We start from the raw sequence: 9,445 nt of genomic DNA on the forward strand, positions 1-9,445 counted from the left end.
AGGAAAGGCAAATTCACCTTCCGGAGGGTTGCCCAGTAACGATTTCGGGGCCTTCCTTGCCATCCTGCCGGTCTCCGGTCATAAGAGCCCTCACATCAGGAGTTTGAGCTCTTTTTGGCGGGTTGGTTGGGATGACAGAGGCGTTGCGGCTGGGAATTGCGGGTCTTGGAACTGTAGGGGGCGGGGTGCTGGACATCCTGGCCCGGCACAAGCAGTTGATTGCTGCGCGGGCCGGACGTCCCATTGAGCTTTGTGCCGTCTCTGCCCGTTCGAGGGGCAAGGACCGCGGACATGATCTTTCGGGCCTGACGTGGCATGATGATCCGGTCAGGCTTGCCAACGACCCGTCCGTCGATGTTTTCGTGGAACTGATTGGGGGTGAGGCAGGGCCGGCCAAGGCAGCGGTCGAGGCGGCACTGCGCGCCGGCAAGCCGGTTGTGACCGCAAACAAGGCGCTGCTGGCCCATCATGGCGCAGCGCTCGCACGGCTCGCGGAAGGCAAGGGCGTGGCGCTCAATTTCGAGGCGGCCGTTGCTGGCGGCATACCGGTTGTCAAGACCATCCGGGAGGGGCTTGTTGGCAACAGGCTGGGCAAGGTGTTCGGCATTCTCAATGGCACCTGCAACTATATCCTCACCAAAATGGCTGAGGAGGGCCGCAGTTTCGCCGATGTGCTCAAGGAGGCGCAGTCGCTGGGTTATGCTGAGGCCGATCCCACTTTTGATGTCGGTGGCTTCGATACCGCCCACAAGCTTGCCGTTCTCACCGCGCTGGCTTTTGGCGTCGAGGTCAATCTTGGCGCCATCGATATCGAAGGCATCGAGAAGATCACGCTGGACGATATCCGTAACGCATCTGACATGGGCTACAAAATCAAGCTCCTGGGCGTGGCGGTGTCGGGTCCGCAGGGCATCGAGCAGCGGGTTCACCCGACCCTCGTCCCCAAGGGCTCGCCGGTTGCCGAGACGGATGGCGTGTTCAATGCTGTGGTCGTGAAGGGCGATTTCGTGGGCGACCTCATGCTGGAAGGCCGCGGCGCCGGAGCTCACCCCACCGCCTCGGCCGTGCTCTCAGATGTGATCGACATTGCGCGTGGCAGCCGCCGCCCTGTGTTCGGCGTCCCTGCCCATGACTTGCGGCCATATGAAGCGGCTCCACCACGGGCTCATGAGGGCGGTTTCTACGTGGCGCTCAGCTTGCTCGACAAGCCGGGCGCCGTGGCGGCCATAGCTCGCAGTCTGGCCGACGAGCATATATCGATCGAAAGCATCGTTCAGCGCGGAACGTCCGGGACGGATGCACCTCGCGCCACTGCGCCTTTCATTCTCATCACCCACAATACGGTCGAACGTAACATGCGCGCTGCTCTTGAGCGCATCGAAGCGGATGGTCATGTGGCCAGTCGGCCGCGCATGATCCGGATCGAGAGGCTTTGAGCAGCAGCACAAGTCCGCGCGCGTTTCTGGGCGTGCAACGTTCGGCCACTTCACGCCGCTGGCTGGCAAGGCTCGAAGACCCGCGCGCTGCCGCTGCAATCGCCGAGCGCCATGACTTGCCCGAAATCGTCGCCCGCGTGCTGGCCGCACGTGGAGTTGGCGCAGATGAGGCAGAGGCGTTTCTCAACCCGACGATACGCAGCCTGATGCCGCACCCTTCTGCACTGCTCGATCTGGAAAAGGGTGCGACACGGCTCGCGGCTGCCATTATCTCGGCAGAGAAGATAGGCGTTATCGCTGACTATGACGTGGATGGCGTGTCATCGGCGGCAATCCTGAGCCTGTTCCTGCGAGCGGTTGGCGCTTCCTGCCGCGTCCACATCCCCGATCGGCTAACTGAAGGCTACGGCCCGTCGCAACGCGCTGTCGAGGCGCTGCAGGCTGAAGGCGCAGCGGTGCTGGTGACGCTTGACTGCGGTGTGATGGCGCATGACCCGCTGGCGCGTGCAGCGGAACTGGGTCTGATCACAATCATCGTCGATCATCACCAGGCAGGCGAACACTTGCCCGAGGCGCATGCGGTGATCAATCCAAACCGCCAGGATGACGTCTCAGGGCTGGGCTATCTCTGTGCAGCCGGTGTTACCATGATGTTCATAGCGGCCATCAGCAAGGAGCTGCGGCGGCTCGGTTGGTACGGGCCATCTCGCCCGGAACCCAACTTGCTGCAATGGCTGGAACTGGTGAGCCTCGCCACGGTCTGCGACGTGGTGCCTCTCAAGGGCCTGAACCGTGCCTATGTCACCCAGGGTTTGAAGGTGATGGCGCGACGTGAGAACCTTGGCCTCGCCTGTCTTGCAGATGTGGCCCGCCTGAAGCGCCGCCCCGACACCTACGCGCTGGGCTTTCTCCTGGGCCCGCGCCTCAATGCGGCAGGCCGTATCGGCAATGCCGGGCTCGCACTCGACCTGCTGACGACGCAAGACAAGGGCGAGGCGGCGCAGATCGCGCAGGAACTCGAGAGGCTCAACCGTGAGCGCCAGACAATTGAACTCGCTGTCGTTGATCAGGCCATGGTGCAGGCTGATGCCATGCTGGGTATGGAGAGGCGAGTTGCGGTGCTGGTGGTTTCCGGCCGTGGTTGGCATCCGGGCGTGGTGGGGCTCGCGGCAGCCCGCCTCAAGGAGCGCTTCCACCGGCCGAGCCTGGTGCTGGCCGAGGATCGCGAGGGACGGCTCGCAGCGGGCTCTGGCCGGTCGATCTCCGGCGTCGATCTTGGCCGAGCGGTTCGCGAGGCCTTCGAGGCCGGTATCGTCACCAAGGGTGGTGGCCACGCGATGGCGGCGGGTCTGACGGTGGAGACGGCACGGCTTGCCGACCTGCGCGGCTTTCTCGAGGATCGGCTGGGCCCCCAGGTGCTGGCAGTTCAGGATCAGGTCCTCGCCATCGACGCTGCATTGACTGCGGGAGCGGCCAGTCTTGAACTGATCGAGCTTCTGGAACAGGCAGGCCCTTACGGCGCGGCGCATGCCGCCCCAGTGTTCGCCTTTCCGGCCCACCGCGTGGTCTATGCCGATGTGGCAGGGGCCAGCCATATCCGATGTACTCTTGCCGCCGCCGACGGCAAGCGCCTCAAGGCCGTGGCCTTCCGCGCCATGGGTACGGAAATGGGCGAATTGCTGCTTTCGGAGCGCCAGATGCCGTTGCACATCGCTGGCCGGTTGGTCATCGATGACTGGTCCGGCGGTCGCAGCCCCTCGCTTCATATTGAAGATGTCGCACGGGTGGCCTGAGTCTTGCCAAGCCAGGCGAACCCCCCTATAGAGCGGCTGCATTACGAGCGCAGGCGCCCTTCGTCTATCGGTTAGGACGGCAGCCTTTCACGTTGCAAAGACGGGTTCGACTCCCGTAGGGCGCGCCATCCACCCAGTTCCGCTGGGCCTGCCGTCTTGGCTTTTCACCATTGCGTATGCCGGTGCTGAAGACACTGCATGCAAAACGGTGCGGCATGTCGTGGCGGCCATCTCCGTTGTCGAGGCGACTTGCGCTGTCCAGCACGCCGATGATTTGTTTCCGGAGACCATCCTTGAAATCGAGGAGGTCTGTGGTCCGCTCAGCCTTTAAATGAGTTTGAGGATCGCGACGGCGCCGTGGCTTTACGTTCAGGCGGCGTCGGCGCCATCATCTCCGGATGCTGCGTCTGACATTGCCAGCATTACCGCGGCAATTTCTTCCTGACCGCTCTCAAAAGCGGCAATGCAGGCGGGGTCGAACTTCTCGCCGGCATTCTCCTGCATGTAACGCAGCGCGTTGTCACGGCTCCAGGCTGATTTGTAGGGCCGTACGCTGGTCAGGGCATCAAACACATCGGCGACTGCCGCAATGCGTCCGGCCAGAGGAATGTGCTCGCCCTTGAGATGGCGCGGATAGCCTGACCCATCCCAGCGCTCATGATGGTTCAGCGCCACATCGGCAGCCAGCCGCAGCAGTGGCGACTGGGCGTTGTACAGCATGGCATGGCCAATGCGCGTGTGCTCTTCCATCTGGAGGCGTTCTTCGGGACTCAGGGCGCCGCGCTTGTGAAGCAGAGCGTCGCTGAGCCCTGCCTTGCCGATATCGTGCAGGCCTGCTGCCAGTCGCATCGCGCGGCAGGCATCTGCAGGCAGGCCAAGATGCCGGGCGATCACGGCGCAATAGCGGGCCATGCGCTTGTTGTGGAGCGGAGTCTCTCGGTCACGCAGGCCCGAGACACGCGCCAGCATGGTGAAGAATTCCTCTTCGAGCGCTGTATACTCAGGACTGTTGATGGTGAAGTGACGCTCGATGACAGCGCCGGTCTCCTGGCTGCTGGACTGCGCCAACCGGCTGATGCGGGACCTGAACTCGACGGGGTCGATCGGCTTTTGCAATACTTCGGCAACGCCTGACGCAACGACTTCTTCCGCCTCGGGGGTATCTGGCTGGCTGGTGGCGATGACGACGGGCTTGGTGGCCAAGTGTGGCACCGCACGCATCCGGCGGGCCAGTTCGACTCCGTCCATCTGCGGCAGTGTCGATGAAAAGATCGCGAGGTCGTAGTTGATCTTGTCGACGGCCGAGAGAAGCATGTCCGGACTACTGTGCAGCAGTGTTGCGCAGTTGGGCAGTTTGCGCACCATCATGTCCAGCAGGGCGAGGCTGGTGCGATCGGTGTCGACGATCAGCACGTTGAAGGGCTCCGTCATGGTCAGGACTCCAGCGGGGCCGTGGGAATGGGTGAAACACAGCGTATACGGGCCAGTTCCGCGCTCAGCCGGTCTGCGATTGCGGCATCAAGAGGTTGCGCGCGCAACTGGATGGAGAGTGCTTCGATTGACTTGAGCCCGAGGTGCGCTGCCGCACCGCGCAATGCCGCAAGGACCCTGTCAACGGTCTCGGCATCCCGTGCCACGATGCTCGCGTTGAGGCGGGCCAGCAGAAACGGCATGTCGGCATGAAACAGGCAGAGCAGGTCACCAAGGCCTGACGGCCCAACATCCTCACACAACGCCCTGACCCGCGTCTCATCCCACACGTCCTTCACGTCTACTGGTGGGTTTTGCGCAGAGGCGGCGTCGATTTTCATGTTCCCATAAGCTCGCGAGACGGACTAGACTTGAGGCCATGCGCAAGGCCCCTTCCTGGATGGGCTGAGCTGTTTGCGGCAAGTCAAGGCTTGGCACTTGGGCCTTGTGCCAAGGTTGCCCGGCGACATAGAGGAGATATTCGGATGGCCAGCACGATATGGCGGGCGGAGATCGACGCAATTCGCTCGGAGATTGCGAGGCTCCGGGAGGGTCGGAAAGCTTCCCAGGATGCTACGGAGCAGGAGGGTGGCGGGGCGCTGGGTGAGCAGTTCGCCGAGTTGAACCGTCTGGTTCAGGAGATGCTCGCCGATGCTGAGGAGACGGTCGCCGAGCATCCGGTTGCAGCCGTGGCCGGTGCCTTAGCGCTTGGGATCGTTATTGGCCGGCTGACGGCGCGTTGAGGGGGGTTAATCCATGAACATGACAGGTCTTTCGCGCCAACTCCGCTTGATGCTGCGTGGAGAAATTCTGGTTATCCAGGCGAAACTCGGCTTTGCGATGCGACGCGTGACGATGCTGGCGCTTGCGTTGCTTCTTGCGGGGGTTGGCTTGGTGTTTGTCAACATTGCAGTCTTCGCGTGGCTCTCGCCGATGTGGGGCCCGGTATGGACCCCGGCTGGGCTTGGCCTTATCAACTTGGCTTTGGCAGGGGCGGCACTGGGTCTGGCCCTTGCGCTCAGACCGGGTCCCGAACTCGCACTGGCGGAGGAAATCCGCGCCATGGCAGGGGAGTCGCTCGAAGCTGAGATTCGCTCCGCTCCGCTGCTCGGGTCACTCGCGGGTGGAGGTGTGGGGCTTGATCGCTCGGCACTTGCCGGCCTCTTGGTGCCCGCAGTTGGTTCCATCATCGGGGCGCTGGGCAAGCGCCGCAAGCAGGCGGCAAAATCCGATTAGGATCAAGTCTGGCGCCGCGGCGAGATGGATTGAGCCAGCATCATGATTGCCGGGAAGGCGAGTGCCCAGGCCACGGCGATCGCGACCAGTGCGGACCCGGACGGGTCGGGCAGTTCGGCGGCGCCCATCTTCGCGCCGGTCCAATAGGCGAGCGGTCCGAACACGACGCCGAGCAGGGCTTGGGTCAACCAGCGGCCAGTCAGCCAGCCCAGACTGCCGTTCGGGAGCGTTGCAAAACCCAGCCAGAGCGCCCAGATCCAGACAGGGGGCAGGATCTGGCCCGGGCCCGCTCCTGCATATCGGATCACGCCAGCGGCCATCAGCCCTGCCTCCAGCACGATGCCGAACAGCACGATGGCCAGCATGAGTTTGACCTCGGGCCAAAGCGCCCCTCGACTCAGCCAGAGGTGGCAGCCGGCAACCGCCACGGCAGCGAGCGAACCGAGCCACGGCCACCCTCCGGCGCCGCCTGCCACCGCAGCAAACCATGCGGCATCGAAGGCCAGGAACTGAAAAAGCGCGAGCAGCATATTCATGAGGTCTAAGCCAATGCTTCTTTCGTATCTGTCGGTAGTAAAGGATTCGTGTGATGCAACACCTTGTTTTTCTTACGCAGTGCTTTGGCTGGCGGTTCTGGTCCATGGCCCTGACGCTGGCGCTCCTGCTGACGCCATTGCCGGCGGCGGCAACCAGCGAGGGCAAGCCTCTTGCGGGGGCCGCCCTCAAGTCGTTCATCAGCGGGCGCCGCATCTATCTGGCGGTGCCGCTTGGCGGCGAGATTCCGCTTACCTATCGTGCCAATGGCGTGGTGGATGGTACAGGCGAGGCAGCGGGGCTGGGAAAATACATGACGCCCAAGGACCGTGGCCGCTGGTGGGTGGCTGGCAACCGCGTGTGTCAGAAATGGCAGACCTGGTATGATGGCCGGGCGTTTTGTTTCACCGTTGACCAGCTTCCTGGCGGAAAGATCCGCTGGGTCAGGGACGACGGCAAGAGTGGTGTGGCGCGGGTGCGCTGATCAGGGAGCGGGGCGGGACAGGCGCCAGGCCAGCACGGGCGCCAGAAACATGACGATCGCACTGTAAAAAACCGACCCCGTGCGAGGATCTATGGCGGCAAGCAGTGCCGGACCATCCAGTCCGCGCAAGACCCCGACCAGCACCTCGAACAGTGCCGTCGCGGCTGCCCACAGTCCGCCAAGGCGCAGTAGCGCCGGTCTGCCTGATACCCTGGTCCAGCGAATGCCGACGATGCTGACAAGCAGAACGAGAAGGAGGCCAATCGGCCATCCCACACGCGCAGCATTGCTTTCCCCGAGGTGCGGCGCCAGGAACAGGCCGCGCAATACCCCGTGCGTGGTTTCAACCAGCATGATGACAAGCCACAAGATCATGCCACGCGCCATTGCAACTGCGCCTCCCGCAAAGCACCAGCTTGGCGAATGCGTCGCCATGCGGCAAGAAGGTTTTGTTTCGGCCGTGGCTGGTGCAACATGGCCAGTCGGATGGAGGGGTGGACTGCAATGTATGACGATTTGATGGGAAAGAGCGTGCTGGTGACGGGTGGCGTCACCGGCATTGGCGGGGCCGCTTCGCTGGCCTTCAAAGCTGCTGGCGCCAAGGTGTTCGCACAGTATCTGGGGGGTGGACCGGAGCTTGAAGTTATTGAGAGCGCAGGCATCGCCACGCTGAAGCTCGATCTGACCGAACCGGGCGCGCCACAGCAATTGGTCGACGCTGCCACTGCCCGCCATGGTCGCATCGACGTTCTGGTCAACAACGCGGGAAGCCTCGTTGCTCGTGTACCTGTGACCGATGTCGAAGACGATTTCATCGATAAGGTTTTTGACGTCAACTGCCGCCAGCTGATCCATTGTTGCCGCATTGTAGCCAGGCTCATGAAGGCTCAGGGCTCGGGCGCCATCATCAATGTCAGTTCAATTGCGGCGCGCAATGGCTCGAGCCCTGGTGGTGCGGTCTATGCAGGCGCCAAGGGTTTTGTCTCGGCCTTCACCAAGACGCTTGCCCGCGAGATGGCAACACATGGCGTGCGCGTCAACTGTGTGTCCCCTGGCACAATCCATACCGCGTTTCATGACCGCTTTTCGGATGAGGCAAAGCGTGAGGCCACGCGCAAGGTGATCCCCATGCAGCGGCTTGGTGTGGCAGCCGATTGTGCCGGCGCTTTTCTGTTTCTGGCCAGTGCCGCGGCCTCAGGCTATGTCACGGGTCAGGTGATCGAGGTCAACGGCGGGCAGTTGATGCCATGACCTTCATGACACGGGAGCGCGCGACCGCGCCGGATGCTGTGGCCCCGGATGGTTCCGAGGTGCGCCTGCTTGCACAGACGGCTCGGGGCAGCATGGCGCAGTTCACCCTGCCGCCTGGAGCGGTATCGAAAGCCGTTGCGCATCACAGCGTCGAGGAGGTCTGGCTGGTGATGAGCGGTTCGGGCCGCATGTGGCGAAAGCATGGTGAGGTCGAAGAGACGATTGTTCTCCGGCCAGGCGTATCGCTCGCCATTCCGGTGGGAACACACTTCCAGTTCCGCAATGATGGTGCGGTACCGCTCGAGTGCGTGGGGGTCACCATGCCGCCATGGCCCGGCATGGCGGAAGCCTATGAGGTGCCGGGGGTCTGGTAGGAGGACCTCACCAGCTGCCGGTGTTGGCCATGGACGCCCAGGGTTCGGCGACCGGCAGAGCCTCGCCCTTCTGAAGCAGTTCGATCGAAATTCCGTCCGGAGTTTTAATGAAGGCCATACGGCCATCGCGTGGTGGACGGTTGATGACGATGCCTTGCGCCTGGAGCCTTGCACAATAATCATAAATGTTGTCGACACCGAGCGCCAGATGACCGAAATTGCGGCCGCCGCTATAGACTTCGGGATCCCAGTTATAGGTCAGCTCGACCGGCGCGTCAGGGCTTTCGGGTGCTGCCACGAAGACAAGCGTATAGCGCCCCTTGTCATTGACATGGCGCCGCTGCTCGACGAAGCCCAGCTTGTTGACGAAGAAATCCAGCGACTGCTCCAGATTGGAGACGCGGATCATGGTATGGAGATATTTCATGGGGTCACCTCGTGCCTGATGGCGACATAGAGGAACTGGCGCGTTTGGTCCAGTGCGCCAGCAATGCTGTGGTATTTACAGGGGCCGGCATATCAACTGATGCGGGTATTCCGGATTTTCGTTCGCCAGGCGGGTTCTGGACCCGCCACAAGCCTATTGCTTTCTCGGATTTCATGGCTTCGGCCGAGGCGCGGCTCGAGGCCTGGCGGCGGTTCTTGATGATTCACGAGATCATTTCCGCGGCAGCTCCCGGGCCGGGTCACCGCGCTGTTGCAGAACTTGTGGCTCGCGGCCATGTCTCCTGCGTGATCACCCAAAACATAGACGGGCTCGATGCGGCAGCGGGGGTCCCAACTGATCGCATCATTGAAATTCACGGCAGCGGCACCCACGCCAAGTGTCTGGATTGCGGGGTGCGTCACGAAATTTCCTGGGTGCGC

13 protein-coding genes and 1 tRNA gene are annotated in these 9,445 nt (G+C 62.7%); 9 read left to right on the forward strand and 5 right to left on the reverse strand.

Features of this window, described 5'->3' with window-relative positions; genetic code table 11:
* The first annotated feature begins 131 nt into the window (after positions 1–131).
* The 3 genes from ACILRN_RS04150 to ACILRN_RS04160 all read left to right on the forward strand — a co-directional run bounded on the left by ACILRN_RS04150 (position 132) and on the right by ACILRN_RS04160 (position 3,357).
* Complete coding sequence (locus ACILRN_RS04150; protein ID WP_395685839.1) at positions 132–1,436, forward strand: homoserine dehydrogenase; 1,305 nt, start codon at positions 132–134, stop codon at positions 1,434–1,436.
* Positions 1,433–3,229: a single-stranded-DNA-specific exonuclease RecJ gene (gene recJ / locus ACILRN_RS04155; protein ID WP_395685841.1), complete on the forward strand. Its 1,797-nt coding sequence runs from the start codon at positions 1,433–1,435 to the stop codon at positions 3,227–3,229. The genes ACILRN_RS04150 and recJ overlap by 4 nt, the downstream gene beginning before the upstream one ends.
* Positions 3,230–3,282: 53 nt before the next feature.
* Positions 3,283–3,357 (forward strand) — tRNA-Glu (locus ACILRN_RS04160).
* A 241-nt stretch (positions 3,358–3,598) separates the two neighbouring features.
* On the opposite strand, the gene ACILRN_RS04165 is transcribed toward ACILRN_RS04160, so the two are convergent.
* Entirely contained in the window at positions 3,599–4,660 is a 1,062-nt protein-coding gene (locus tag ACILRN_RS04165; RefSeq protein WP_395685843.1) for an HD domain-containing phosphohydrolase, read from the reverse strand.
* A gap of 2 nt (positions 4,661–4,662) precedes the next feature.
* A complete protein-coding gene (locus ACILRN_RS04170) occupies positions 4,663–5,040 on the reverse strand; it encodes an Hpt domain-containing protein (protein WP_395685845.1) in 378 nt (125 codons plus the stop codon).
* A gap of 144 nt (positions 5,041–5,184) precedes the next feature.
* On the opposite strand from ACILRN_RS04170, the gene ACILRN_RS04175 reads away from it, so the two are divergent.
* Positions 5,185–5,442, forward strand: a complete 258-nt coding sequence (locus ACILRN_RS04175; protein ID WP_395685847.1) for a hypothetical protein — start codon at positions 5,185–5,187, stop codon at positions 5,440–5,442.
* 13 nt (positions 5,443–5,455) lie between these two features.
* Positions 5,456–5,935 carry a hypothetical protein gene (locus tag ACILRN_RS04180; protein ID WP_395685849.1) on the forward strand — a complete coding sequence of 160 codons (480 nt, stop codon included), beginning with the start codon at positions 5,456–5,458 and terminating at the stop codon, positions 5,933–5,935.
* A 2-nt stretch (positions 5,936–5,937) separates the two neighbouring features.
* Here the strand turns inward: ACILRN_RS04180 and ACILRN_RS04185 are convergent, their stop codons facing one another.
* Positions 5,938–6,471, reverse strand: a complete 534-nt coding sequence (locus tag ACILRN_RS04185) for a DUF2878 domain-containing protein (RefSeq protein WP_395685851.1) — start codon at positions 6,469–6,471, stop codon at positions 5,938–5,940.
* A 53-nt stretch (positions 6,472–6,524) separates the two neighbouring features.
* Here ACILRN_RS04185 and ACILRN_RS04190 point away from each other — a divergent pair, with 53 nt between their 5' ends.
* Positions 6,525–6,953 (forward strand): hypothetical protein, encoded by a 429-nt coding sequence (locus tag ACILRN_RS04190; RefSeq protein WP_395685853.1) that lies wholly within the window; start codon positions 6,525–6,527, stop codon positions 6,951–6,953.
* Here the strand turns inward: ACILRN_RS04190 and ACILRN_RS04195 are convergent, their stop codons facing one another.
* Positions 6,954–7,340, reverse strand: a complete 387-nt coding sequence (locus ACILRN_RS04195) for a hypothetical protein (RefSeq protein WP_395685854.1) — start codon at positions 7,338–7,340, stop codon at positions 6,954–6,956. It lies immediately after the preceding gene.
* A gap of 117 nt (positions 7,341–7,457) precedes the next feature.
* On the opposite strand from ACILRN_RS04195, the gene ACILRN_RS04200 reads away from it, so the two are divergent.
* Positions 7,458–8,204, forward strand: a complete 747-nt coding sequence (locus tag ACILRN_RS04200) for an SDR family NAD(P)-dependent oxidoreductase (RefSeq protein ID WP_395685855.1) — start codon at positions 7,458–7,460, stop codon at positions 8,202–8,204.
* A complete protein-coding gene (locus ACILRN_RS04205; protein WP_395685856.1) occupies positions 8,201–8,578 on the forward strand; it encodes a cupin domain-containing protein in 378 nt (125 codons plus the stop codon). The genes ACILRN_RS04200 and ACILRN_RS04205 overlap by 4 nt, the downstream gene beginning before the upstream one ends.
* Before the next feature lie 7 nt (positions 8,579–8,585).
* Here ACILRN_RS04205 and ACILRN_RS04210 read toward each other — a convergent pair whose 3' ends face one another.
* Positions 8,586–9,005 (reverse strand): VOC family protein, encoded by a 420-nt coding sequence (locus tag ACILRN_RS04210; protein ID WP_395685858.1) that lies wholly within the window; start codon positions 9,003–9,005, stop codon positions 8,586–8,588.
* 11 nt (positions 9,006–9,016) lie between these two features.
* Between ACILRN_RS04210 and ACILRN_RS04215 the strand changes: the two genes are divergently transcribed.
* Positions 9,017–9,445: SIR2 family NAD-dependent protein deacylase (locus ACILRN_RS04215; RefSeq protein WP_395685859.1), on the forward strand; the 429-nt coding region annotated here is incomplete at its 3' end.

It is taken from the genome of Aestuariivirga sp. (assembly GCF_044238155.1).
Classification (GTDB): Bacteria; Pseudomonadota; Alphaproteobacteria; order Rhizobiales; family Aestuariivirgaceae; genus Aestuariivirga.